Consider the following 23,366-nt stretch of genomic DNA (forward strand, 5'->3'; position numbering starts at 1 on the left):
CCCCCCATTTGCCATTCCATCCGGAGACACACCATGAACTTCCTTGACGGCTCGAACTTTCCTGAAAACCAGCAAAAACTGGTCATCACCGCGGCCCCCTACGGCCCTGAGTGGATGCCCGAAGACTTCCCTGAAGACATCCCCGTGACCATGGAACAGCACATCCAGAAGGCGGTCGACTGCTACAACGCGGGCGCCACCGTGCTGCACCTGCACGTGCGCGAACTCGACGGCAAGGGCTCCAAGCGCCTGTCCAAATTCAATGAGTTGCTGGCCGGCATCCGGGCCCGCGTGCCCGACATGATCCTGCAGGTTGGGGGCTCGATCTCGTTCGCCCCCGAGGGCGACGGCGACGTGGCCAAATGGCTGTCCGACGACACCCGCCACATGCTGGCGGAGCTCAGCCCCACCCCCGACCAGGTGACCATCGCGATCAACACCAACCAGATGAACGTGGTCGAGCAGATGTGCGAGGCCGACATCCGTGGCACCACGCTGGCGCAACCTGCGATGTACCACGCCTACCGGGAGATGACGATTCCAGCCGGCCCGGACTGGGTGGAGGAACACATCCGCCGCCTTTCTGCCAAGGGCATCCAGACCCACTTCCAACTGGCCAACATCACCCAGCTGGAGACGGTCGAGCGCATGATGCGCCGGGGCGTCTGCAACGTGCCGCTGATCCTGACCTGGGTGGCCATTGGCGGGGGGTTTGACCAGCCCAACCTGTACAACCTGGCCAATTTTGTGCGTGGCTGCCCGGACGGCTCGGTGCTGACCCTGGAGTCGTCCATGCTCAACGTGCTGCCCCTGAACATGATGGCCATTGCCATGGGCCTGCACGTGCGTTGTGGCATTGAAGACAACCTCTGGACCCAGCGGCGCGACCGCAAGATGGGCACGGTCGAGCAGATCGAACAACTGGTGCGCCTGGCGAAAGAATTTGGCCGCGATGTGGCCAATGCCCAAGAGGCCCGAGAGATTTACCGCATCGGTACCTTCTACGACAACGCCGACCAGACCCTGGCGGCCAACGGCTTTGCCCCCAACCGTCGACCTGCTCAGCGCGGCCTGGCCCAGCCAGTCTGACGCGATGACACGGCTCCGCCCCTGCGCCGACCGGGCGCCGGCGGGTGTGTGCAGGGCGCGTGCGCAGGCAGCGCCCTTTTTTCATGTCTTCTTACAGCCCGGAGATGCGCCATGCTTCCCACTGTTCTGATCGTTCCTGGCCTGCGCGATGCGGTGCCAGGCCACTGGCAAACCCTGCTGGCCGAGCGCCTGCCCGACGCGCGCAGCGTGCCCGCCATGGGCCGCCAGGATCTGGATTGCCAGACCCGTGTCCGCGCCATCGAACAAGCCGTCAGTGCCATTGAAGGGCCGGTGCAACTGGTGGCCCACAGCGGGGGTTGCATCATGCTGGCGCATTGGGCCCAGGCCTCAGGCCAGTGCCACCGTGTGCACAGCGCCTTGCTGGCCACCCCACCTGATTTTGAAACCGCCATGCCCCCGGGCTACCCGAGCCTGGACGAACTGGCCCAGGCCGGCTGGTTGCCGGTGCCCAGGCAGCGGCTGCCGTTTCGCAGCCTGGCGGCGCTCAGCCGCAACGACCCCCTGGGCGACAGGGCGCGCATCTTGGATCTGGTGGCTCAGTGGGGCAGTGAATGCCTGGATCTGGGGGCCGTGGGCCATTTGAATCCGGCCTCTGGTTACGGTGATTGGCCCCTGGCGTTGACGCTGTTGGAACAGCTGCGCGTTTGATGGACCGGGCCGCGCTGCGGGCCGTTCAGGCGCGGGTTGGCGTGGTCAGGCTCGGCGGGCTTGAACGGTGATTCAACCCTTCCCAGCCTGCCTGGCGACGTACTCGCGCGCAGCCCTTGGGCTGCACGTCACCCGGCAGGACTGAGCCGTCAGCTTCAGAAGGAGTGACGGATCCCCACCATGTAGGCCGTGGTCGACTGGCCGGCGGCCACGGGCACGCCATACACCATGGCCTGGTTCATGGTGCCCTTGTTGTTCACCTGGCCCGCCTGCACATAGGCGGTGGTGCGCGGGCTCAGGCGGTAGTCCAGCCCAAGCGCCCAAAGTTGTGAACTGTTGGTCGAATCGGCCTTGTCGTTGATGCGGTAGAGCCCCGCGGTCAGCCGCACCAGGGGCGCAGCCTGGTAGCTGCCGCCCAGACTGAAGACATCGTAGTGGGCCCGGCCACTGGCACTGCCGTAGGCCGGCCGGGCAGCGCTCAGAATGCCCTGGCCACTGGCCACGCCCGAGGGGTTCTTGGCCCCCATGTAGCCCGCACTCACGCTGAAGTCGCCCAACGCATACGAGGCGCCCAGATGCACCAGGCGGTTGTTGCTGGCGCCCGTGGCGGCCGCAGGCAGGGTGTAGGCATCGCGGGCGTTGTAGTAGGCAGCCGAGGCCTTCAGGCCGCCGGCCTTGTACAGCAGTGTGAGGGCATCGCGCGACCCGGCACTGGCGTTGCCCGCCACGTTGCCAAAGGTGTGCTGGTAATGGGCCGTGACCCCACGGAAGGTGGGCGAGGTGTAGACCACCGAGTTGTCATCGTAGATGGCGCCCAGAGGGGCATTGGTGGTGGTTCCAGCCCAGCCCGCCGAGCTGTTGATCCCCACCAGGGCGCCCAGGATGCTGCCGAAATACCGGCCTTCACGCGGGTCGGTGTAGGCCAGTGCGTAGTAAAGCGGGCTGATCTGGCGCCCGACCTTGATGTCGCCGAAATCACCGCCCAGACCCACCGTGGCAATCTGATTGAAGACCGCGGTGCTGGGCGTCAGGCTACCGCTGATCGGGTTGCCTGCGCCCGTGGCCAGGCTGATGTTGCCCTGCATCTGAAAGTGGGCTTTCAGGCCCCCACCCAGGTCCTCTGTCCCCTTGAAGCCGAAGAAGCTCGCGCCGATGCCACCGTCCTGGAACTTGGTGAGGCGACCCGTGTTGCTGGCCATGCCGGGAAAGCTGGTCGAGTAGCCGGCCGCCGAGCTGGTCTGGTGAACGATCCCGGCATCCAGGGTGCCGTAAAGCGTCACGCTGGATTGGGCTTGTGCCGCCCCGGCGAGCAGGCAGAGCGCGCTGGTGGTGAGTGTGCGGGTTTTCATGAGGTCTCCGATGTGGTTCAAAAGCTGGATTTCAGGAGGTCTCCTGGTGCAGGAGTCCTGGGGTGGGAATCTAGTTTTGGCGGTTGCCGGGCACCTCGCAAAAGGCGACACGCTCTTGCCATTTCATGCCAGCTAGGGGTCTGTACCGATCCCTGGGATCCGGGTTGGCGTGGGGCCCGATTCTTGAATCTGAGTTAACTGTGGATTCACTTCCGGGGTGATTCACAACTTGCATGAACTCCTAAAGTCGGTCTTCAAACAAGGGCCAGCCCCCATTCAGGAGACCGACATGAACTTTCACCCAACTGGGGCATCCAGGCCTCGACGGCGTTTGCTGCTGCAGGCCGCGGTCGGGGCGCTGGTCTGCCTTGCCGGTGCCGCCCAGGCCCAGGCCTGGCCCGCCAAGCCCGTCACCCTGGTGGTGCCGTTTCCGCCCGGAGGCACCACGGACGTGCTGGCGCGGGCCCTGGGCACGGCCCTGGCCAAGAGCCTGGGCCAGCCCGTGATCGTCGACAACCGCCCAGGGGCGGGTGCCACCATCGGAGCCGACTATGTGGCCAAGTCCAAGGCCGATGGCTACACCTTGCTGATGGGTGCGGTGCACCACACCATTGCCACCAGCGTCTACAAGAAGCTGCCCTACGACTTTCAGAAAGACTTCTCCCCCATCACCATGGTGGCGGTGGTGCCCAATGTGCTGGTGGTCAACAGCGCCACACCGGTGCGCAGCGTGGCCGAACTGGTGGCCCTGCTCAAGGCCCAGCCCGACAAGGCCACTTATGGCTCCAACGGCAATGGCACGGCCCAGCACCTGATCGGCACCCAGTTCCAGAACAACACGGGCGTGGCGCTCACCCACATCCCCTACAAAGGCAGCGGCCCCTTGGCCACCGACCTGCTGGGCGGTCAGATCACGATGTCCTTTGACACCATCACCCCGGTGCTGCCGCACATCCGCAGCAACAAGCTGCGTGCCCTGGCGGTCACCACCGCCAGCCGCTCGCCTGCCTTGCCCGAGGTGCCCACGCTGGACGAGGCCGGCCTCAAGGGCTTCAACATCGGCACCTGGTTCGGCGTGCTGGCGCCGGCGCTCACGCCGCGCGACATCGTGGCCCGCCTCAACACCGAGATGGTCAAGGTGATTCAGTCATCCGACTTCATCCGGCGCATGGACGAGATCGGCGCCCAGCCCGTGGGCGACCGGCCCGAGGACATGGCGCGCACCCTCAAGACCGAGACCGAGCGCTTTGCCGAACTGGTCAAGGCGGGCAAGGTGGTTTTGGACTGAGGGCTGCCGCAGGCCGGTGCCAGGCCCCGCACGGCGTCATCCCAGCGTCATCCCTGCGCCATCTCGGCGTTATTCCGAGCGCCGCACAGGTGATCTGCGCGGCTTCTATAGTGCGGTCATGACGCACCCCAAGCACCCCATGCTGCTCACCACTTCTTCACTCCCCAACCCTGCGGCCAACGCCCGGCCCCCCTCCACGCGCCGCCTGTGGCTGCTGGGCCTGCCCGCGCTGGCGCTGGGCGCCTGGGCCGCGGCCCCCCGCCTGGCCCGGGCCCAGGCAAGCTCAGGCTTGCTCGACGAATCCGACCCCGGCGCAGTGGGCTTGGCCTACCGCGCCGATGCGACCCGGGTCGACCCGGGCAAGAACCCCAGTTACAAACCTGGCCAGACTTGCGCCAACTGCGCCTTGTATGCCGGCGATGCAGCTCAGCCCCAGGGGGGCTGCGGTCTGTTCTATGGCAAAGAGGTGGCGGCCGCAGGCTGGTGCAATGCCTGGGAGCGCAAGCCCGGCTGATCCTTCACGGGCGTCGGCGCATCGGCCTCAGCGTTCGTTGCGCACCAACCGCACCGGCAGTTCCGATTTCTTCGCCACCTCGCCGTTCATTTCACCCGTGCCCAGGTCCACCGACCAGCCCTGCAGAAAGCTGAGCCGGTTCACCGACTCGCCCGACACGCCGCGGGTGATGTTGTCGTAGCGGTAGGCGTTCACGGCCTGGCCATTGGCGCGCGTCGTGGACGACCAGTGCCAGCCCAGGGGCGCATCCGGAAACAGTTTGGGGTCCAGGCCCTCGTCCTGGCGGTTGAGCTTGACCAGGCGCTGCAACTCCTTGGCAGTGGGCAGGCGCCAGGCCAGCCCGCTGTCGCGCTGGCGCTCGGCGGCACGCTTCATGGCCTCGGCCCGGGTCAGCAGCATGGGGCGGCCCTGGCAGTGGCTGCCGCTCCAGCGCATGCCTTCGGCACAACGGGCCCACACCAGCCCAGAGGCCGTCTCTCGAACCTCGTCGCTGTGCGGATCGCCAGCCAGCAACGCTGCAGGCTCGGGTGCTGCGGCCTGCACGCCAAGGGCTGCACCAAGCAGCAGAAAAACAGCCAACGAGCGGGGCAGGGCAATGATCATGTTCCGGATTGTGCCCAGGCTCTTTGTGCACCGGCTTGCGTTTCTTCAAATTGCTTGCACATTGGCTCGCCAAAATGAGGCGGCTGGGGCCCCGCACAAGGGCTGCAGCGTGTGTGACATTTCAAGGATTCGTTTCATGATCAAGGTTTCTCGTGAGTGGGCCACGCCGCTCACCATCGGTGTATTTGTATTGATGGGGGCCACCGGCCTGCTGATGTTCTTCCACTGGGACAACAGCCTTCAGAAGACCCTGCACGAATGGGTGGGTTGGCTGATGGTGGCCGCGGTGGTGGTGCACGCGCTGGCCAACTGGTTCGGCTTCAAGCGTTATTTCAAGCCTGGGCCGGCCCTGTGGCTCATGCTGCTGTTGGCCCTGGTGCTGGCCGGCTCTTTCGTGCCTTGGTCGGGCGGCGCCCCCAAAGGCCCATCCACCCCAGGCTTGGCCCTCCAGGCCGTGTCGGGCGCGCCCATCCGCCTGCTGGCCCCCCTGTATGGCAAGACACCTGAGCAGGCCCGCCAGGCCCTGGCCGAAGCGGGCATCCCACTGGCCGACGATGAGGCCACGCTGGCTGCGGCCGTGGGCAAGGACCGCGAGCGCCTGGGCCTCGCCCTCAAGACCCTGGCGCAAGGGCGGGCTGGCGCAGCACGCTGAAAAGCAGGCCGATGGCCCCTGAAATCGGGCGATCTGCGGGGGCGTGAAGTGGTAGTGTTGGCGCTGCCATGAACATCAACACCGCCTACCTCAACACGCTGCTGAGCGCTTCGGCCTCCAACGGGTCGGGCTCTCAGGCCACCCAAGCGACGGGTGCCTTGGCGGCGGCGTCGGCGGCCCTGACCAAGACGGCCACCCGCATCCAGGCCGACGCGAGCGCCACCACCGCCCAGTTGTCATCGTTTGGCCAGCTCAAGTCGGCGTTGGCGACCGGTCAGACGGCTGCGCAGGCCTTGACCCAGCTGTCATCGGTCTCGTCAGCGTCGGAGGTGACCCAAGCCACCGGGGATTTCTTCAATGCCTTCAATGCGGCGGTGAAGGCGGCCAAGACCACAGCAGCCGTGTCGGGCTCAAGCCAGGCGGCCCAAGCGGCGGGGCGTGTCGGTCGCGATCTGGATGGCGCTTTGACCGGTGGCGTGGCCAATCAGAGCGCCATGAGCAAGCTGGGGCTGTCGGTGCAGGCCGATGGCTCCCTGAAGCAAGATGCCAGCAAGTTTGCCGCCGCCCTGGCCAAAGACCCGGCCGGCGTGAGGGCGGCCCTGGCCCAGTTGGGCCAGCAAGTGCAGGCCGCAGCCAACAAGGAACTGGCCGGCGACGGCAACGTGGGCGCCAGTGTGGCCAAACTCAATCTGCACAGCAGCGCCCTGGCGCAGCAGCAAAAGGCCATGCTCAGCCTGCAGCAGAGCACGGGCTTGTCGGTGTATCAGCAGGCCTCGGGTTCATAGCGATGCCAGCACCAGGCCGTGCCTGGCGCGCGGTGTGAAGCCCTTGCAGGCCAAAGGCCGCGTGGCCCGCGTCACCGCCCACAGAGCCTGCTACGATCAGCGCGCCTCAACCGGTGAGGGCCTGTTCCTCATCACCCCAAGCTGCCCCCTTCCTCCTTTGCACGCATCGCTGATGCGAGCCGCCCCACTCTCATCCACCATGGACAAGTCAATGCTCCAGCAGCAGGTGTTGGACCGCCTGGCCCAAGACCTGCTGCAGGTCGAACAGGCTTTGCGCGAGGCCCATGAAGCGGCCACCCACGAAGAAAACATCGCCGAGAACAAATACGACACCCTGGGCCTCGAAGCCGCCTACCTGGCCACCGGCCAGGCGCGCCGCGCCGAGGCCATCCGCCAGGCCCTGGCCCATTGGCGCCAGTTTCGTCCACGCCCCTACGATGCCGGCCTGGGCATCCAGTTGGGCGCACGGGTCTGCCTGGCCGATCCCAACGGCCAGCAGCAGCACCTTTTCTTGGGCCCTGCCGGCGGCAGCATGAAGCTGCACAGCGGCACCCAGATCGTTCAGGTCATCAGCAGCGATGCGCCGCTGGGCCGCGCTTTGCTGGGCAAAGGGGAGGGGGATGAGGTGGTGATTGGCACCGGGCCTGTCCGCCAGCGGTTTGAGGTGTTGCAGGTGGCATGATTGAGAGCAGCCCACTGGCAAGCACGCCCTCTTGCGCCAAACACGTCGAATGGAGCGATGATGGAGGCCATGACGCTCTGGGAAAAGTTGACCTATGACCCGGATGGTGGGCCGCGTATACGGTCGCCATTGCCAGCGGGCATCGCGGGGGGCGTGCTCGTTTTCGTCACGCTGAGGTCCATCGTGGAAGACAGATGGCAGATAGGCAAAGGCCCTCACCCGAGGGTCATCCACTTCGAGGATCACCCCAAGGCCTTCGTGCTGGCATGCGTGGCGTATCTCTTGTTGGGACTCGGTGCGCTTTGGTATTCTCGTCGCCAGTTTTCACGACACCGCGACGGTTGAGGTATGCCACAGGTTGGTGCTCGGAACCGCGCGCTCCGTCGCCTTGCCGGCATCCAACGCAGGGATCAGCCGCGAGCCACTGGCCGGGGTGCCCCATGCGTGTGGCCTGACCAGGCGGCTCAAGAGTTCAAACAGACGACGACTCGTCACGACCACGGACGGACTTTGTTGTCGATTAAAACAGCAGCTTCTGCGCGCTGGTCAAGGCCAGAAAGCTGTCGCCCAAGGGCTGGAGAATCGCGTCGGCGATGGGCTGGAGTTGCTTGGCGAGGTAATGCTCATAGTCGATTCGCGAATGCCGGGCCTCCAGGGGCTCGGGGCCGTTTTGCGTCATCACGTATTGGATCCAGCCCCCGCGCTGGTATTGCTGGGGGCGGTTCAGCCGGGCGTTGTGGGCGTCGGCCAGGCGCGCTGCGCGCACCTGGGGTGGGGTGTTGACCTGGTAGGCATCCAACTCATGACGCAGCCGTTTTCGGTAGACGAGCAGCGCATCCATCTGGCCTTCCAGCATCGAGCGCGCGTAGTCGGCCACATAGGCCCGGTAGGGCTCACCGTGGAAGATGCGCGACAGCAGGCCCTCCTGAAACTGCCGGGCCAGCGCGGTCCAGTCGCTGCGCGCCATCTCCAGCCCGCGGTAGACCATCTCCTCACGCCCCGCTTCATCGACGCTCAGGCCGGCGTAGCGCTTCTTGCTGCCGACCTCCGAGCCTCGGATGGTGGGCATGAAGAACTTGGCATAGTGGGTGTCGAACTCGATTTCGAGAAAGTTCTCCAGTTGCTGCTCCTCACGCAGCTTGCGGGTCCACCACGCGTTGATCTGCTGCACCAGGGTGGCCGCAATGGCGTGGGCTTCGGCGTTGGGGTGTTGGCGTTTGAGCCAGATGAAGATGGAGTCGGTGTCGCCGTAGATGACCTGGTAGCCGCGCTGCTCCACGAACGTCCGGGTGAGCTTCATGACGTCGTGGCCGCGCAGGGTCACGGCGGACACCAGCTTCGGGTTGAAGAATCGGCACTCCGAGGCCCCCAGCACGCCGGCAAAGGAGTTCATGAGCAGCTTCAGGGCCTGCGACAGCGGCTGGTTGCGCGAGCGCTTGGCCTCGTCCCGGGCCGTCGACAAGGTGGTCACGATGTCGGGCAGGCAGTGCTTGTCGCGCGAGAACAGCGTGCCTTGCGGCCCGTGCACCAGACCGCTTTCGGCATCGGCGTGCGATCCCTCGGCCAGGCCCACGGGGTCGACCAGAAAGGTCCGGATGATGGAGGGGTACAGGCTCTTGTAGTCCAGCACCACCACCGAGTCGTAGAAGCCCGGCGTGGAGTCCATCACATAGCCGCCCGGGAAGGCCTTGGCCGCGATGTCCCCCACGTTCGGGGCCACGTAGCCCAGGCGGTGCATGCGTGGCAGGTAGTGGTGGCTGAACGCGGCGATGGAGCCGCCAAAATGATCCACCTGCAAACCCGTCGTCTGGGCTCGTTCGAGCATGAAGGGCAGCAGCTCCAATTGGTCGAAGATGCGCAACACGAGCGCGCAGTCCTGGATGTTGTAGCTGGCCAGCGCGGGCTTGTCTGTTTGGAAACGTCGCTCGATCTCGGCCATCTTGTCATAGGCATCGCCGATCTCCTTGCCCTCGCCCAGCAGGGCCTGTGAGACCGATTCGAGGCTGAACGACGGAAAGCTCCACATGCCCGCCCTCAGGGCTTCGATGCCATCGATCACCACGCGGCCCGGCATGGGGGCGAACAGGTAGCCCTGGCGGCCCGGGTGGGTGCGCCACGCGATGGGGCGATGCTCGCGCCCCAGCAGCAGTGGCACGGCGCACGCGTCGGCCGCCTTCTGCAGCACCCGCAGATCGAACTGGATCACGTTCCAGCCGATGATGACGTCGGGGTCATGGGCCGCAAACCAGGCATTGAGCTGCTCGATCATCTGCTGGCGAGTGGGGCAGTACACCAGCCTGAAGTCCCTCGTTGGCTCGGCCGGCGCTGGCGCCGGCGACAGCATGAACACCACCCGGTCGCCCGCACCGTCCAAGGCGATCGAGTACAGCGCCTCGGTCGCGCTCGTTTCGATGTCCAGCGACACCACCTTCAAGGTCGGGCGCCAAGCCGGCAAGGGCTTCAAGCGGCCGTTGACCAGGGTAGAACCTTCGCGCAGCCCGCCCTCGACCAGCACACCGGCGGTGATGAACCGCTCCATCAGGTATCGGTCGTGCGGGCGCACATCGGCCTCATAGAGTGGGATCTGCAGAGGCTGAAGGGCTTGCGCCAGCTTGCTGAGGTCGCGGAACCTGCGGGCATAGACACCGAGCACGGGCGCCTGGTCGAAGGTTTTCAAACCGAGCTCTTTGAGCTCCAGGCCTGGCAGCTTGGCCAGTTGGGCCTCGACCACCGCCCGATGGTGGGCCGACACAAAGGCGACCGAGGTCTGCTGGGTCAACAGCACCTTCATCGGCCCCTGGTCGGTGGCCAGCCAGTATTCGATCTCGGTCCCCTCAGCGAGATCGCGCCAGTGGCGGGTGAGCAGGAAGCCCGAAAGCTCGGTGGGTGCGGGCACGGAGGACATCAGATCAAGGATGCTGGCGCGGGCCCATGCGTGACCCCATGGGCGAACAGGTTGATGGGTGGGGGTGCTTGCTCATGATACTGATATTTTGTACAGTATTGGCCATACTCGCACCGAGAAGCCCATGTACAAAGCACCCCGTTACGTGTTCCGGCCCGCCCGCCCCTCCCGACCGGCACCCGCATTGCTGCGCCGCATCTGGGCCTGGTTCTGAGGCGGCACGGCCCTCGTTCAGGGGCAGGGGTGGCCGTCAATCCCCAGGCCGCCCGGCCTCAACCGCCGCTCGAGGCCCGAGCCACCACACTGAACCCCACGTCCACCCTGCGCTCAGGCGGCGTTTTGCCGGCACAGCGGTCCAGCATCATCTGAGCGGCCTGGCGCCCGATCCATGCACCATCCACCCGCACCGAACTGAGTGAGGGGAACAGGTGTTCCGCAAAATCGGCATCGCCAAAGCCACACACGGCCAGGTCCTGCGGAATGCGCAGGCCCCTGGCGGCGGCCTCGACCAGGATCCCCTGTGCCAGCACATCCGAGCTGCAATACACCGCCTGCAGTTGTGGGTCTTGTTTCAGCAGGCCGGTCAGGGCCAGACGGCCGTGCGCCAGGCTGCTGGGGGCGGGGTTGACCACCACGGGGACCTCATGTCCCACACGCTCCAAAAAGCCGGCCAGCCGGCTTTGAGCCCGGTCGTCATCCCCGGTGGCCACGGCCAGGCGGGTCAGGCCGCGCGCCAGAAAATGATCGGCCACGGCCCGCCCAACCTGCTGGTGCGAAAACCCCACCACCATGTCCACCGGGTCGGGCACCAGGTCCCAGGTCTCCACCACGGGAATGCCGGCGGTGCGCAGTTGCTGGCGGGCGGCAGCAGAGTTGAGTTTGCCGATCACCACAAAGCCATCGGGGCGGCGCGCCATCATGGTGGTGATCAGCTTGTCTTCCCGCGCGTGGTCGTAGCCCATCTGGCCCAGGATCAACTGGTAGCCCTGCTCATCCAGGGCTTCGGTCAGGGCGCGCACGGTGGGCAGAAACTGGGCCACCGAAATGATGGGCACCAGGCCCACCACGGTCATGCTGCGCCTGGATTTCAAGCCCCCGGCCAACCGATTGGGGATGTAGCCGGTGGCTGCAATCGCCTGGCGCACCTTGTCCAGCGTGGCGGGTGACACACGATCGGGCGTGTTCAACGCGCGTGACACGGTCATGAACGACACCCCGGCCACCTGGGCGACATCGTGCAAGGTGGTGGCTTTGGGCGGCTGAGAAGAGGACATCGAGCAATGATCAGGGAAAACCACCAGGCATCGAAGCAATGTTAACGATAACATTTGCGTCGGCAGGCATCGGCCTGCTTCTTTTTTCAATCAATTTGTTAACGTTAACAAGCCATGGATTCACGCATCACCCGATTGCAGGTTTCGTCCTGCTACCTGCCACTGGCCCAAGCCATCAGCGACGCCAAGGTGCTGACGGGCCGGCAAAAGCCCATGACCGAGGTGGCCATGCTGTTTGTCGAAATGGAAACCGCCGATGGCCAGCGCGGCCTGGGCCTGAGCTATGCCAAGCGGGCCGGCGGGCCGGGCCAGTTTGCCCATGCCTGTGAAGTGGCGCCCACACTGCTGGGCGAAGACGCCAGCGACATCGGCAAGCTGTGGGACAAGCTGTGCTGGGCCGGTGCCTCGGTGGGGCGCAGCGGCATGGCCACCCAGGCCATTGGGGCCTTCGACGTGGCGATGTGGGACCTCAAGGCCCGTCGCGCCCAATTGCCGCTGGCCAAGCTGCTGGGCGCCTACCGTGATTCGGTGCCCTGCTACAACACTTCGGGCGGCTTTTTGCACACGCCGACCGAACAGTTGCTGGTCAATGCGGCAGCCTCGATCGAACGGGGCATCGGTGGCATCAAGCTCAAGGTGGGCCAACCCGATGGCCGGCTGGACCTGGCGCGCTTGCAGGCGGTGCGCTCCCACCTGGGCGAGGGGGTGGCCATCATGGTGGACGCCAACCAGCAGTGGGACCGCCCCACCGCGCAACGCATGTGCCGGGCGTTCGAGCCCTTCAACCTGGTGTGGATCGAAGAGCCGCTCGATGCCTACGACCACGAGGGCCACGCCGCCTTGGCCCAGGCTTTCGACACCCCGATCGCCACCGGCGAGATGCTCACCAGCGCCGCCGAGCACATGGACTTGATCCGCCACCGGGCCGCGGATTTTCTGATGCCCGATGCGCCGCGCCTGGGCGGCATCACCCCCTACCTCAAGGTGGCCGCCCAGGCCGACCATGCCGGTTTGCTGGTGGCCCCGCATTTTGCGATGGAGCTGCACATCCACCTGGCGGCCGCCTATCCGCGTGAAGGCTGGGTGGAGCACTTTGACTGGCTGGAGCCCTTGTTCAACGAACGCATCGAAATCCGCAACGGGCGGATGCTGGTGCCCAGCCGCCCGGGCCTGGGCCTCTCGCTGAGCGAGCAGGCCCGCCACTGGACGCGTGAGCAAGCCAGCTTCTCGGCCTGAGGCCGGACCACGATACCCACCCGAGGAGACATGATGAAAGCCCTGATTGCTGCATTCACACTGGCCTGCACCACCTTGCTGGCTCAAGCCCAAGGCTGGCCCGGCGACCGTCCCGTCACCCTGATCGTGCCCTTTCCGCCAGGTGGCACCACCGACTCCGTGGCCCGCACCCTGGCCAACCGCCTGCCCGCCAAGCTGGGGGGCGGCATCTTTGTGGTTCAGAACACGCCTGGGGCAGGGGGTACCCTCGGCACGGCGGTGGCGAAACGGGCCTCGCCCGACGGCCACACGGTGCTGGTGACCTCGCTCGGCCCCTTGGTGATCGGCCCCCACTTGAAATCGGGCCTGGGCTACGACCCCTTGAAAGATTTTGACGACCTGAGCGTGCTCGTGCAGGCCCCCAATGTGCTGGCGGTGCGCGCCGGCTCACCCGACAAGACCGTGCCCCAGATGCTGGAGCGCATGCGGGCCCAACCCGGCAAGCTGAGCTTTGCCTCGGCGGGCAATGGCACCAGCGATCACTTGACTGCGGAACTGTTCTGGCTCGAAACCCACACCACCGGCCTGCACATCCCCTACAAAGGCGGCGTGCCCGCGCTGCAGGACCTGCTCGGAGGTCAGGTGGATGCCTCGTTCATGAACATCAACACCGCCTTGCCCAACCTGCGCGCCGGCAAGCTGCGTGCCCTGGCCATCACCAGCAGCCAGCGCTCGCCGCTGTTGCCCGAGGTGCCCACGATGGACGAGCTGGGCTACAAGGGCGCCACGGTCTATTCGTGGCAAGCGGTGGTCTTGCCCAAGGGCGTGCCCGCCGAGGTTCGCACCCGCCTGCATGCCGCGGTGCTGTCCATCCTCAACGAGCCGGCCGTGCGGCAACCGCTGCTGGAGCTGGGCTTTGAGGTGGTTGGCAGCACGCCCGAGCAGTTCACCGAGTTTCAGGCGCGCGAACATGCCCGCTGGAGGCAGGTCATTGAGCAGGGCAAGATCAGCGTGGATTGATCAGGGTCGTCCACCCTCAGCCACGGATCAAGTCCAGCCGCAAGTCCACAGGGGCCTGAAAACCGGGCAACAGCGCTGCCAGCTGCGGGTCCGCCAGCCCCAGATGGCGACTGGCCACCTGGGCCAGCATGGCACGGAAATCGGTGGTCACGGCCAGATCGCGGCCTTCGTAAAGCGCTTGGGGCTCCAGCCCCGGCCAGCGGCCATGCACCTTGCCGCCAGCGACCGGGCCACCGAGTGCCCACACCACATTGCCGTGCCCGTGGTCGGTGCCGCCATTGCCGTTTTGCCGAACCGTGCGCCCAAACTCGGACATCACCAACACCACGGTGTCTTCGAACACCGGGCCCAGGCCCTGGGCCAGGCTGGCCAGGCCTTGCCCCAGGGGTTGAAGGCGATTGGCAAGCTGCCCGGTGGCTGCGCCCTGGTTGGCGTGGGTGTCCCAGCCACCGACCGCCATGAAAGCCAGCTGGACCCGAGGGTCATTTCGCATGAGCTTGGCCAAACGGGCGGCATCGGCCGGAAAGCCGTTGGGCAGCGGTGCGCCGTTGTTGGCTGCCGCCATCTCCTGGCTCATGGCCTCATCACCTTGCAGCGAGTCCATCACTTCGCGGCGGGCCTGGCGCGATGCCTGGTAGGCCGTGGCCAGCTTGTCTTGGCCTGCGTACAGCTTGTCAAAGGCCGCCCCCACCCGCGGACGGTCCAAGGCCATGGGTTTGCTGGCCGCATCACCCGTGGCCAGATTGGCCACCGCCTGCGGGCCCGCATAGATGCGTGGCAGCACCGGCCCCACGCTGATGCCGCGCGTGGGCGCCGGCCCTGGGGCCGTGCCCTCCTGTGGCAGCTGCCCCAGCAGCCGATTCATCCAGCCATCCTCGGTGGCCTTGCGGCCCGGTGTGCCGGATTCCATGTAGTCCTGCGCATCAAAGTGCGAACGGCTCGGGTCCGGCGAGCCGCAAGCGTGCACAAAGCCCAGTTGGCCGGCACGCCACAGGGGCATCAGCGGCGCCAGGGCTGGATGCAGACCAAACTGGCCGTCCAGGTCGAGGGTGCCCCCGTCTTGGCCTGGCGCGCGCAGGCCGATGGTGGGGCGGCTGCGCGCGTACCCGGGGTCGGCGTAGGGCACCACCACGTTCAGGCCATCAACCGCCCCCCGCAAAAAAACCACCACCAGGCGACGCGGCCTTTCAGACGCTTGGGCATCGGTGCGCACAGCCGCCAGCGCATATTGGCCCAAAGGGATCGTCGTCACGGCGGCCAGGCTGGCGCACATCAGGGTTCTGCGTTGCATGAGGGGGCTCCAGTCGACGAAAGTCAGTGGCGCATGAAATCGGGGCTGCCAAGAACCAGTGCTGCCTGCAAATCCACGCGCTCTTTTTGCACGGCCTCACGGGTCGGGGCCGAGATGCTGCTGCCCAGCGCGGCCAGCAAGGTACCGGCATCGAGTGCCTGAGCAGGGCGCGGCGATGACTCGCCAGGGGGCGGTTGGTTGCCGCCCCCGCGCCCCGGCGTGGCCAGGGCGGGGGCCGGGCGATCCAGATGCAGCCGCCCCGCAGCCAGTGCGCTTGCAAAGTTGACTCGGCGCGTGATGGCTTCGGGGTTGAGCCAGGCCTGCTCGGTGTTTTTGTAACCGTCCGGGGTGGGGCAGCCATACAGCGGCATGCCCTGTTGCCGCAGTGCGCCCAGCAAGGGCCGCACGTTCACCACGGGCACGGCCGCGGCGCGCAAGGCCGACAGCACATAGCGCTGGGGGGTCTTGAACTTGGCCCCATGGTGGGCCGGGTCCCGAAACTCGGGGCTGGTGACCAGGGTCTTCAGCAGCGCACGCACATCGCCATCGGTGGCAGAAAAGCGCTGGGCCAGTCGATCGACCAGGGCGGCGGGTGGGTCGTCGCTCACAAAGTATTGGGCCAGCTTGAAGCTGATGTGCCGGGCCGTGGCCGGGTGGCGGGCCAACTGGTCAAGCGCCCACTCGCCCTCGGCCTGGCCGGCTGATGCCACGGTTTGACCCAGCCAGCGTTTGCTGCCCGTGTCATGGCGTGGCGCCTCGAAAACAAACAGGGACGGGCCACGGGCACGCAGATCGAAAGTCCAGCCGGTCAGCATGCGGGCCAGTTCCGTGACATCGCTCTGGCTGTAACCCCCCTCGACGCCCAGGGTGTGCAGCTCCATGAGCTCTCGGGCGTAGTTCTCGTTGAGGCCGGTTGGCGCATTCTTGGCTCCGGGGTGCCGTGGCTGAAAGCCGGGCGCGACCGATTGCCAGTTGTCCAGGTAGAACAGCATGGCCGGGTGGTGGGCCGTGGCACCCAGCAGGTCGCGGAAACGGCCCAGGGCATGGGGGCGGATGGCCTCTTGTTCGTAGTTTTCAACCAGCACGCGATCCAGCCCCTTGCCGGCAAACACATTGAAGTGGTTGAACCAGAAATCCACCATGACTTCGTGCAGTTGGCGGGGGCTGATCAGGCTGTTCAAGAGCCGGGCTTCGCCGGCCTCCAGGCTGACCTGCTTGAGCATGTCCTGCCGCGCCTCTTTGCCCGCCCCGGGGTCGCGCCGGGCCTGCTGGGCCGCGTTGCGGTATTGCGTGACGGCCTCACGCTGGCTGAGCTGGGTGGACGGCAGCGCCTGCAGCGTGCGCACCAGGCCCTCTGGCAAGGGGATGCGTTCGGGATGCAGCTGCTCTTCCAGCCAGGCCTCGGGGCCCAGCTGCTGCACCTGTTGCACCTGCGCCGGGCTCGGGCCCCAGCTGAGGCGGTTCAACAGGTGAAGGGTGTCTGCCTGTGGCGGCGGCATGGCCTGGGCCCAGGCAGGCCGTGCTGGCCCCAGGCCAACACCCGTCAGCAGGGGCAGACCCAGCCCCAGGTTCAGCAGTTGGCGTCGGCTCAGTTGGCTTGGGTTCAGGGTCATGATGGCGGTGGTGTCAGAGGTGGGGCCAGAGGCCCCGGGGCTTGAAAAACAAGCGCTGCACTTGGCAAGGCCCTTGCAGCCGGTGGCTTACTTGCCGATCTGCCGGCTGACGCTGTTCTCCTGCTGGTTCAGTGCCTTTTGTTCTGCCTTGGTGATGTGACCGCCGTTGAGCGAGGCCATGCTGCGCTCCTCTTGCCGGATCTGATGGTCTTCGCGGTGCAGCGCAGCCGCTTGGGAGGCGCTGATCTCGCCGCTCTTGGCTTCTTGCTGGATGCGTTTGTTCTGGTTCGCCAGGCGTTGATTCACTTCAGCGCGTCGCGGGTGCTCCTGCTTCCAGGTGGCGGCAGGGGTTTGCGCAAAGCCGGCCAAGGCCAGGGTGGTGAGAACGGCACCGAGGATGACTTGCTTTTTCATGGTGATCTCCTGCTTGGATGTTGCGGTTGAGTGGTTTTGGGTACCCTGGGCCTACAACGTGGGCCTGGAAACCGCAGTTGACCCGGCTTGCGTATCGCTTGCGTAAACCTTGACGCTCAGCGCGGCGGGCTTGCGTGGTGCGGGCCGGCCTTGGCCGGTGGCTCAGGCGGCTCCGGCGGGGGCAGGCCCGGCCTCTTCTACTTCTTGGCTGGCCTGACAAGCCATTGGATGAGTTTGGTCAGGGCGAGGCCCCCCAGGGCCAAAAGTGCCGCGATCACGACCACGCCCAGGCCCCCGATCTTTCGGGTGGGCGGGCGGCGCCTGGGTGTCGTCTCTTCAGTAAAAAGCTGGGACGGAATCGTGTCGCGCTCCATGGGAAGGCCTTCAAAACAGCGTCGTCTGCGCTGCCTTTCAAACGCGGGCAGCTTGGTCAAAACGGATTCTCTCCCTGAGCGAACTGTGCCACCGCTTCGCCTGCCAGCGGTCGAACGCTGGGTGGGCTGTCGGGTATCACGGGGCAGTCAGTGCCTGGTCAGTTAACGAACGGTAACGTATTCGCTACAAATGGATCAAGCCCGTAGGCGACCTTGTTGAACGACCATGAAACTGCCCGCGCAACCGATGTTCTCGGATTCAGAGATTGCCCGTGAGACCCGCTCAGGCGAGCTCGCCTCGCCAGCCGGGCAGGCGCGGTCCTGCCCTCAGGGCAGGTCACCCGGGCCGCAGTCGGCCAGCGCTGCCCGGGGCAGACGAATGTGGGCCCGGCGCTTGTTGCGCCTTCTGGCCAGGGCCTGAATCGAGACCCCTCGCCCCCACCAGACCTTCACGAGGAGAACCCATGAAAACCTGGCCCTACAGCCTTTTGCTCACGCTTCCCTTGATGGCTTGCGCCGTGCAGATGGTGCCTGCCCAACCCGCGCCTCAGCCGCTGCGCGTGCAATACCGCGCCGAGCACCCCGCCTACCTGCACGCCTTGAGCGATTTGCGCGCCGCGCGCTGGCTGCTCTCGCACCGCCCAGGGGACTTGCGGGTCACCGTCGATGAAGAGGCGGCCATGGAGCGCGTCAATGAGGCCATCAACGAGATCAAACGCGCGGCCCTGGACGATGGCAAGAACCTGGACGACCACCCGCCGGTAGACCAACGCCTGGACGGCCGCGGCCGCCTGAACCGTGCCATGGAACTGTTGCGCAAGGCGCACAACGACATCGCCCGCGAAGAGGACTACGCCGATGTGCGCGGCCTGCGGGATCGCGCGATCCGCCACATCGATGAGGCCATCCGGGCCACCGATCTGGCCTTGCGCGACGCCAGCCGTAGCCTGTAAAGGCAAGGCCGGCGCGTTGTGCACCCCAACGGTGCTGGCCAGCCTGCCCATGCCACCGCCCGCAAGGGATTGACCAAGGAAAGGAACCGCCATGTTGACCGACCTGGAGACCCCGATGCCGAACGATGATGTGGGCTCGCTGCCACCGGCGCAGTGGCCCGAAGCCCCTGGGCGCGTGGCCGTCACGGCCGGGGCGGGCCTGCTGTTGACCACGCTGGCGGCCTGTGGGGGCGGGGAGGGCCAGGCCGGCCTGGCCAGCGGCTCGGTTGAGACCAAGGCCTTGGCGGCGACCGTCGCAGGCCCCAGTGCGGCCGACGCCGGCCGGTTTCTGAGCCAGGCCACGCTGGGCTACAGCCGGGCCGACCTCAACACCCTGATGGCCAGCAACTACAGCGACTGGATCACGGCACAGTTCAATGCCCCGACCAGTCAGGGCCATTGCGATTGGCTCAAGGCCAACGGCTATGCCGATGCCAGCCACATCAACAACACCACCGGTCTGGACAACACCCTGTGGCGCAAGTTCATCAGCTCGGGCGACCCGCTGCGCCAACGCCTGGTGCTGGCCTTGTCAGAGATTTGTGTGGTCTCGGTGCTGGGCATCAATGCGCAGTGGCGGCAGTTCTCCGTGGGGCATTACCTCGACCTCCTGGAGGCGAACGTCTTCGGCAACTACCGCCAGCTGCTGCAAGACATCACGCTGAGCCCGGCCATGGCGTACTACCTGACTTACCGGGGCAACCTCAAAGCCAACCCCAGCACGGGCAGCGAGCCCGACGAGAACTACGCCCGTGAGTTGATGCAGCTCTTCACCATTGGCCTGCTGCAGCTCAATGCTGACGGCAGCGTCAAGACGGGCAGCCACGGTGCGGGCCTTGAGACCTACCAACAAGCCGATGTCAGCGGGCTGGCGCGTGTCTTCACGGGGTGGAACGTCGACGTGGCCGGTTTGACCGCGCCTTACCCACCGGATTACCAGATGCGGCCGTTGGTGAACCACGCCAGCAACTACGAGACGGGCAGCAAAAGCTTTCTCGGCACCACCATTGCCGCGGGCACCCAAGCGCTCGATGCCCTCAACACCGCGCTCGACACCTTGTTCAATCACCCCAACCTGCCCCCCTTCATTGGGCGGCAGCTGATCCAGCGCCTGGTCACCAGCAACCCGAGTGCGGCCTATGTGTCGCGGGTGGCCGCTGCCTTCGGCAACAACGGGGTGGGCGTTCGGGGTGATCTGAAGGCGGTCATCCGCGCCATCTTGCTCGACCCGGAGGCCCGCAATGCCAGCCTGGCCGCCTCGCCCAGCTATGGCAAGCTGCGCGAGCCGGTGGTCCGCTTCCTGAATTGGGCACGCGCGTACGGTGCCACCTCGCCATCGGGGCAGTGGGCCATTGGCGACACCTCAGACCCGGCCACCCGCCTGGGGCAAAGCCCCATGCGCTCGGGCTCGGTGTTCAACTTCTATCGGCCCGGCTATGTGCCCCCCGGCACGGCGCTGGCCAGCCAGAACCTGTGCGGGCCCGAGTTCCAGATCACCAACGAATCATCGGTGGCCGGCTATGTGAACTGGATGCAGCGCGTCGTGGCCGGCAGCGGGGCCGGGGATTTGACGGCCGACTACAGCACCTTGCTGCCCCTGGCCAATGATCCGGCCGCTCTGTTGTCCGAGATCAACCAGGTGTTGGCGGGCGGCCAGGTTTCGGCCGCCACTTTGAACCTGATCCAGAGCGCGGTGGCCACCGTCTCGACCAGCACGTCGGCGGGGCAGCTGCGGCGCATCGAAGCCGCCCTGACCCTGGTGCTGGCCAGTCCTGAGTACATCACGCAAAAGTGAGGCTGTCATGAACCACTTCCCCAAGCTCCATCCTGACAATGCCTCACGCCGTGCCTTCTTGAAGCGCGGTGCTGCCTTGTCCCTGGCGGGCAGCGCCACGCCCTTTGCCCTGAGCCTGGCCGCCATGGGCGAGGCCGCGGCCGCCACTGCGAGCGATTACAAGGCTCTGGTCTGCGTCTTTCTGTACGGCGGCAACGACTACGCCAACACCCTGCTGCCCTATGACCAGGCCAGCTACAACGCCCAGCTTCAGTTTCGCAGCAACCTGGCCATCGACCGCAACAGCCTGAGCCCCTTGCTGCTGCAGCCCGCCAACGCGCTGCCCGGTGGGCGGCAATACGCCCTGGCCCCCGGGCTGGATCCCCTGCTGCCCTTGTTCAACGCCGGCAAGATGGCGGTCTTGCTCAATGTGGGCACGCTGATCCAGCCCACCACCAAGGCCCAGTACACCGCCGGCTCCGTGCCGCTGCCGCCCAAGCTGTTCTCGCACAATGACCAGCAGTCGTTCTGGCAGTCCGAGTCGCCCGAGGGTGCCGTCTCGGGCTGGGGTGGCCGCATGGGTGACCTGTTTGCCGCGGGCAATGGCAATGCCACCTTCACGGCGATCGGTGTGTCGGGCAATGCGGTCTACCTGTCCGGCAAGTCGGCCGTGCAATACCAGATGACCCCCACCGGCTCGGTGCCCGTGGCGGGCCTGCAGTCGCCACTGTTTGGTTCGGCCGCCTGCAGCAGCGCGTTGAATCAACTCATGACCGCCACCCGGGTCCATCTGTTCGAGAACGAGTACGCCCGTGTCGGTGCCCGCTCCATTTCGGCCAACAGCCAGGTGAGCACGGCCCTCAACGGGGTCAGCCTGAGCACCCCCTTCCCGAGCGGCAACAACCTGGCGGACCAACTCAAGATGGTGGCCCGTCTGATCGCCGCTCGATCCACCCTGGGTGCCAAGCGCCAGGTGTTTTTCGTGTCCATCAGCGGCTTCGACACCCATGACAGCCTGCTGGCCGTTCACCCAGGCTTGATGAAGACGGTGGGCGACGCGCTGGGGGCCTTCCACCAGGCCACGGTGGAGCTGGGTGTGGCCAAGCAGGTGACGGCATTCACGGCCTCCGACTTTGGCCGCACCCTGGTCAGCAACAACGACGGCTCCGACCATGGCTGGGGCAGCATGCACTTTGTGGTGGGCGATGCGGTCAAGGGGCAAGGCTTCGTCGGCACCCCGCCCGTCATCGCCAACAACGGCCCTGACGATGTGGGGCAGGGCAGGTTGTTGCCGTCGACCGCGGTGGACCAGTACGCCGCCACCTTGGCCACCTGGTTTGGGGTGTCGGCCACCGACCTGGTCAGCGTGCTGCCCAACATCGGCAACTATTCAACGGGCAATCTGGTCTTCATGGGGGCTTGAGGGCTCGCCCGGCCACCTCGACAACGCTCAGTAGCGCCAGGTCAGTGCCAGCAGCGCCGTATCGCGGTGGCCCGGGCCGGCCAGGGGGCTGTTGGCCAGGCTGCGGTCGGTGAACACCCGACGCAGGTACAGGTTCAGCACCCAGGGGCCGCTCACCGGCAGCTCAATCAGGCCGCCCACATAGGGGTTCAGGGCCGCACCGGGCTGGTAGGCCCGGCCAGCGGCAGCCGCATCGGCGGCCGTGGTGCCCAGGTAGTAGCGGGTGTAGCCCGACGACTGCCGCTCCAGCCCCAACTCGGGGTACAGCGTGACGCGCCCCAGCGGCAGCTCGGCCAGGTAGCGCGCTTGCACCAGGGTGCCGCCCGAGGCGCCGAAGTCGTGCAGCACATTCACGCCAAAGGCGCCCACCGGGGTGATCTGCAGCGTGCCCAGCCCCAGGGGCACCGGGTCTTTGCGCGCCGACCAACCGCCGCCTTTGTAGCCATCGCTGCGCACCTGGCCCAGCAGCTCCAGATGGCCGGCCCCCAGGGGCAGGGTCTTGACGCCAAAGGTATCGATGCGGGCAAACAAACGCCCTTTTTCGAAGTTCAGATAAGGCACCACGCTGGTTCGGGCCGACACGCCCTGAATGCCGCTGCCGCCATGCAACACGCCCAGGCCGATGTCGCCGCTGAAGGCCTCGGCGTCGGGCTTGGCGGCAGTGTCCTCACAACGACCGGCCGCTGGCGTCAGCGTGGCCAAAGCGGCCAGCAGCGAGGCCATCAGGGCCCCGGTGGGGCATGGAATTTTGAAGGTGCTTGGTGTGGGCATGCTTTTGATGGTGGGACGCCCGAGCGAGCGTCCGGGACTGGTTGCGGCGCGAGTGTACCCAAGCCCGGCAGGGCGACCATCCAACCAAGGTGGGGCGTGCTTCATGCGGTGACACACCCGTCTCGCACCCGTTTCCCACCCGTGTGCCACCCTTGCCCTTCACGAAAGGCACCGATTGCTTGTCGTGCAACAAGCAAGGACTATATACTGAAGAATATAACGAACCCGGCGACCATCATGCAGTCAATCCGCTCTGGCATCGTCACGCCCTCCCTCGCCTCGAGGGAGGCGAGGGAGGACAATACGTCGGCCTCATGGGGCGAGGCCTTGATCCCAGCGCCATTCGGGAGACGTCAACCCTTGCCCGTCCTGGACGATGGCAGCGGTAGCGCTGGTGAGCAAACCGTCTGGGTGCGCGCGGCGGTCACTTGCGACACCCAAGCCAGGCCCGCACTTCAGGTCGAGGAATGGGCGCTTGAAACTGTCATGGGCTCAAACGATGTGGTGCTGAGCTTCTTGAGGCCCGATGGCGCTGCCCAGTCCCTCTTGCTGAAAGCGGTGGATGCACAAGACCTGGCGGTTGCATTGCAAAGGGTCGGGCCGCCGGCTGAGCAAGCGTTCAATTAACGC

21 protein-coding genes are annotated in these 23,366 nt (G+C 66.1%); 13 read left to right on the forward strand and 8 right to left on the reverse strand.

Annotation, left to right across the window (positions count from 1 at the left end; genetic code table 11):
• The first annotated feature begins 33 nt into the window (after positions 1 to 33).
• Together AC07VS_RS26400 and AC07VS_RS26405 are read left to right on the forward strand one after the other, a co-directional pair.
• The gene (locus tag AC07VS_RS26400) at positions 34 to 1,089 is read left to right on the forward strand and encodes a beta-keto acid cleavage family enzyme (RefSeq protein WP_492350470.1); all 1,056 of its coding nucleotides are present in this window, start codon (positions 34 to 36) and stop codon (positions 1,087 to 1,089) included.
• Positions 1,090 to 1,200: 111 nt separating this feature from the next.
• Positions 1,201 to 1,758, forward strand: coding sequence for an RBBP9/YdeN family alpha/beta hydrolase (locus AC07VS_RS26405; RefSeq protein ID WP_492350471.1), 558 nt, complete (start codon positions 1,201 to 1,203; stop codon positions 1,756 to 1,758).
• A 155-nt stretch (positions 1,759 to 1,913) separates the two neighbouring features.
• Here the strand turns inward: AC07VS_RS26405 and AC07VS_RS26410 are convergent, their stop codons facing one another.
• The gene (locus AC07VS_RS26410) at positions 1,914 to 3,107 is read right to left on the reverse strand and encodes a porin (protein WP_492350472.1); all 1,194 of its coding nucleotides are present in this window, start codon (positions 3,105 to 3,107) and stop codon (positions 1,914 to 1,916) included.
• 289 nt (positions 3,108 to 3,396) lie between these two features.
• Between AC07VS_RS26410 and AC07VS_RS26415 the strand changes: the two genes are divergently transcribed.
• Both AC07VS_RS26415 and AC07VS_RS26420 read left to right on the forward strand, forming a co-directional pair.
• On the forward strand, positions 3,397 to 4,395 hold the full coding sequence (locus AC07VS_RS26415) for a Bug family tripartite tricarboxylate transporter substrate binding protein (protein WP_492350473.1): 999 nt from the start codon (positions 3,397 to 3,399) through the stop codon (positions 4,393 to 4,395).
• 118 nt (positions 4,396 to 4,513) lie between these two features.
• A complete protein-coding gene (locus AC07VS_RS26420) occupies positions 4,514 to 4,909 on the forward strand; it encodes a high-potential iron-sulfur protein (protein WP_492350474.1) in 396 nt (131 codons plus the stop codon).
• Between the two features lie 27 nt (positions 4,910 to 4,936).
• Here AC07VS_RS26420 and AC07VS_RS26425 read toward each other — a convergent pair whose 3' ends face one another.
• Entirely contained in the window at positions 4,937 to 5,512 is a 576-nt protein-coding gene (locus tag AC07VS_RS26425) for an Lcl C-terminal domain-containing protein (protein WP_492350475.1), read from the reverse strand.
• Between the two features lie 136 nt (positions 5,513 to 5,648).
• Here AC07VS_RS26425 and AC07VS_RS26430 point away from each other — a divergent pair, with 136 nt between their 5' ends.
• The 3 genes from AC07VS_RS26430 to AC07VS_RS26440 all read left to right on the forward strand — a co-directional run bounded on the left by AC07VS_RS26430 (position 5,649) and on the right by AC07VS_RS26440 (position 7,631).
• Positions 5,649 to 6,164, forward strand: a complete 516-nt coding sequence (locus tag AC07VS_RS26430; RefSeq protein ID WP_492350476.1) for a DUF4405 domain-containing protein — start codon at positions 5,649 to 5,651, stop codon at positions 6,162 to 6,164.
• Between the two features lie 68 nt (positions 6,165 to 6,232).
• Positions 6,233 to 6,949 carry a flagellar filament capping protein FliD gene (fliD, locus tag AC07VS_RS26435; RefSeq protein WP_492350477.1) on the forward strand — a complete coding sequence of 239 codons (717 nt, stop codon included), beginning with the start codon at positions 6,233 to 6,235 and terminating at the stop codon, positions 6,947 to 6,949.
• Positions 6,950 to 7,148: 199 nt separating this feature from the next.
• The gene (locus AC07VS_RS26440) at positions 7,149 to 7,631 is read left to right on the forward strand and encodes a GreA/GreB family elongation factor (protein ID WP_494658821.1); all 483 of its coding nucleotides are present in this window, start codon (positions 7,149 to 7,151) and stop codon (positions 7,629 to 7,631) included.
• 520 nt (positions 7,632 to 8,151) lie between these two features.
• Here the strand turns inward: AC07VS_RS26440 and AC07VS_RS26445 are convergent.
• Together AC07VS_RS26445 and AC07VS_RS26450 are read right to left on the reverse strand one after the other, a co-directional pair.
• A complete protein-coding gene (locus tag AC07VS_RS26445; protein WP_494752444.1) occupies positions 8,152 to 10,536 on the reverse strand; it encodes a DNA polymerase II in 2,385 nt (794 codons plus the stop codon).
• 272 nt (positions 10,537 to 10,808) lie between these two features.
• Complete coding sequence (locus AC07VS_RS26450; RefSeq protein WP_494752445.1) at positions 10,809 to 11,810, reverse strand: LacI family DNA-binding transcriptional regulator; 1,002 nt, start codon at positions 11,808 to 11,810, stop codon at positions 10,809 to 10,811.
• Between the two features lie 114 nt (positions 11,811 to 11,924).
• On the opposite strand from AC07VS_RS26450, the gene AC07VS_RS26455 reads away from it, so the two are divergent.
• Complete coding sequence (locus tag AC07VS_RS26455; protein ID WP_494658824.1) at positions 11,925 to 13,046, forward strand: L-talarate/galactarate dehydratase; 1,122 nt, start codon at positions 11,925 to 11,927, stop codon at positions 13,044 to 13,046.
• Between the two features lie 33 nt (positions 13,047 to 13,079).
• Entirely contained in the window at positions 13,080 to 14,045 is a 966-nt protein-coding gene (locus AC07VS_RS26460; RefSeq protein ID WP_494658825.1) for a Bug family tripartite tricarboxylate transporter substrate binding protein, read from the forward strand.
• A 16-nt stretch (positions 14,046 to 14,061) separates the two neighbouring features.
• Here AC07VS_RS26460 and AC07VS_RS26465 read toward each other — a convergent pair whose 3' ends face one another.
• From AC07VS_RS26465 to AC07VS_RS26475, 3 genes are all read right to left on the reverse strand, one after another.
• Positions 14,062 to 15,336: a DUF1501 domain-containing protein gene (locus AC07VS_RS26465; RefSeq protein ID WP_494658826.1), complete on the reverse strand. Its 1,275-nt coding sequence runs from the start codon at positions 15,334 to 15,336 to the stop codon at positions 14,062 to 14,064.
• A gap of 23 nt (positions 15,337 to 15,359) precedes the next feature.
• A complete protein-coding gene (locus AC07VS_RS26470; protein ID WP_494658827.1) occupies positions 15,360 to 16,949 on the reverse strand; it encodes a DUF1800 domain-containing protein in 1,590 nt (529 codons plus the stop codon).
• Positions 16,950 to 17,036: 87 nt separating this feature from the next.
• Entirely contained in the window at positions 17,037 to 17,363 is a 327-nt protein-coding gene (locus AC07VS_RS26475) for a hypothetical protein (protein ID WP_494658828.1), read from the reverse strand.
• 838 nt (positions 17,364 to 18,201) lie between these two features.
• Between AC07VS_RS26475 and AC07VS_RS26480 the strand changes: the two genes are divergently transcribed.
• From AC07VS_RS26480 to AC07VS_RS26490, 3 genes are all read left to right on the forward strand, one after another.
• Positions 18,202 to 18,690 (forward strand): hypothetical protein, encoded by a 489-nt coding sequence (locus AC07VS_RS26480; RefSeq protein ID WP_494658829.1) that lies wholly within the window; start codon positions 18,202 to 18,204, stop codon positions 18,688 to 18,690.
• A gap of 91 nt (positions 18,691 to 18,781) precedes the next feature.
• Positions 18,782 to 20,524, forward strand: coding sequence for a DUF1800 domain-containing protein (locus tag AC07VS_RS26485; protein WP_494752446.1), 1,743 nt, complete (start codon positions 18,782 to 18,784; stop codon positions 20,522 to 20,524).
• Positions 20,525 to 20,531: 7 nt separating this feature from the next.
• The gene (locus tag AC07VS_RS26490) at positions 20,532 to 21,926 is read left to right on the forward strand and encodes a DUF1501 domain-containing protein (RefSeq protein ID WP_494752447.1); all 1,395 of its coding nucleotides are present in this window, start codon (positions 20,532 to 20,534) and stop codon (positions 21,924 to 21,926) included.
• Positions 21,927 to 21,953: 27 nt separating this feature from the next.
• Here the strand turns inward: AC07VS_RS26490 and AC07VS_RS26495 are convergent, their stop codons facing one another.
• Positions 21,954 to 22,736 (reverse strand): MipA/OmpV family protein, encoded by a 783-nt coding sequence (locus AC07VS_RS26495; protein WP_494752448.1) that lies wholly within the window; start codon positions 22,734 to 22,736, stop codon positions 21,954 to 21,956.
• A 360-nt stretch (positions 22,737 to 23,096) separates the two neighbouring features.
• On the opposite strand from AC07VS_RS26495, the gene AC07VS_RS26500 reads away from it, so the two are divergent.
• The gene (locus AC07VS_RS26500; RefSeq protein ID WP_494658833.1) at positions 23,097 to 23,363 is read left to right on the forward strand and encodes a hypothetical protein; all 267 of its coding nucleotides are present in this window, start codon (positions 23,097 to 23,099) and stop codon (positions 23,361 to 23,363) included.
• Positions 23,364 to 23,366: the final 3 nt, after the last annotated feature.

The sequence above is a fragment of the Curvibacter sp. GW821-FHT01G03 genome (genome assembly GCF_059422285.1).

Excerpts from the sequence above, each read along its gene's own strand:
- AC07VS_RS26400 (WP_492350470.1), top strand. The coding sequence starts at position 34 with ATGAACTTCCTTGACGGCTCGAACTTTCCTGAAAACCAGCAAAAACTG.
- AC07VS_RS26405 (WP_492350471.1), top strand. The coding sequence starts at position 1,201 with ATGCTTCCCACTGTTCTGATCGTTCCTGGCCTGCGCGATGCGGTGCCA.
- AC07VS_RS26410 (WP_492350472.1), bottom strand. The coding sequence starts at position 3,107 with ATGAAAACCCGCACACTCACCACCAGCGCGCTCTGCCTGCTCGCCGGG.
- AC07VS_RS26415 (WP_492350473.1), top strand. The coding sequence starts at position 3,397 with ATGAACTTTCACCCAACTGGGGCATCCAGGCCTCGACGGCGTTTGCTG.
- AC07VS_RS26420 (WP_492350474.1), top strand. The coding sequence starts at position 4,514 with ATGACGCACCCCAAGCACCCCATGCTGCTCACCACTTCTTCACTCCCC.
- AC07VS_RS26425 (WP_492350475.1), bottom strand. The coding sequence starts at position 5,512 with ATGATCATTGCCCTGCCCCGCTCGTTGGCTGTTTTTCTGCTGCTTGGT.
- AC07VS_RS26430 (WP_492350476.1), top strand. The coding sequence starts at position 5,649 with ATGATCAAGGTTTCTCGTGAGTGGGCCACGCCGCTCACCATCGGTGTA.
- fliD (WP_492350477.1), top strand. The coding sequence starts at position 6,233 with ATGAACATCAACACCGCCTACCTCAACACGCTGCTGAGCGCTTCGGCC.
- AC07VS_RS26440 (WP_494658821.1), top strand. The coding sequence starts at position 7,149 with ATGGACAAGTCAATGCTCCAGCAGCAGGTGTTGGACCGCCTGGCCCAA.
- AC07VS_RS26445 (WP_494752444.1), bottom strand. The coding sequence starts at position 10,536 with ATGTCCTCCGTGCCCGCACCCACCGAGCTTTCGGGCTTCCTGCTCACC.
- AC07VS_RS26450 (WP_494752445.1), bottom strand. The coding sequence starts at position 11,810 with ATGTCCTCTTCTCAGCCGCCCAAAGCCACCACCTTGCACGATGTCGCC.
- AC07VS_RS26455 (WP_494658824.1), top strand. The coding sequence starts at position 11,925 with ATGGATTCACGCATCACCCGATTGCAGGTTTCGTCCTGCTACCTGCCA.
- AC07VS_RS26460 (WP_494658825.1), top strand. The coding sequence starts at position 13,080 with ATGAAAGCCCTGATTGCTGCATTCACACTGGCCTGCACCACCTTGCTG.
- AC07VS_RS26465 (WP_494658826.1), bottom strand. The coding sequence starts at position 15,336 with ATGCAACGCAGAACCCTGATGTGCGCCAGCCTGGCCGCCGTGACGACG.
- AC07VS_RS26470 (WP_494658827.1), bottom strand. The coding sequence starts at position 16,949 with ATGACCCTGAACCCAAGCCAACTGAGCCGACGCCAACTGCTGAACCTG.
- AC07VS_RS26475 (WP_494658828.1), bottom strand. The coding sequence starts at position 17,363 with ATGAAAAAGCAAGTCATCCTCGGTGCCGTTCTCACCACCCTGGCCTTG.
- AC07VS_RS26480 (WP_494658829.1), top strand. The coding sequence starts at position 18,202 with ATGAAAACCTGGCCCTACAGCCTTTTGCTCACGCTTCCCTTGATGGCT.
- AC07VS_RS26485 (WP_494752446.1), top strand. The coding sequence starts at position 18,782 with ATGTTGACCGACCTGGAGACCCCGATGCCGAACGATGATGTGGGCTCG.
- AC07VS_RS26490 (WP_494752447.1), top strand. The coding sequence starts at position 20,532 with ATGAACCACTTCCCCAAGCTCCATCCTGACAATGCCTCACGCCGTGCC.
- AC07VS_RS26495 (WP_494752448.1), bottom strand. The coding sequence starts at position 22,736 with ATGCCCACACCAAGCACCTTCAAAATTCCATGCCCCACCGGGGCCCTG.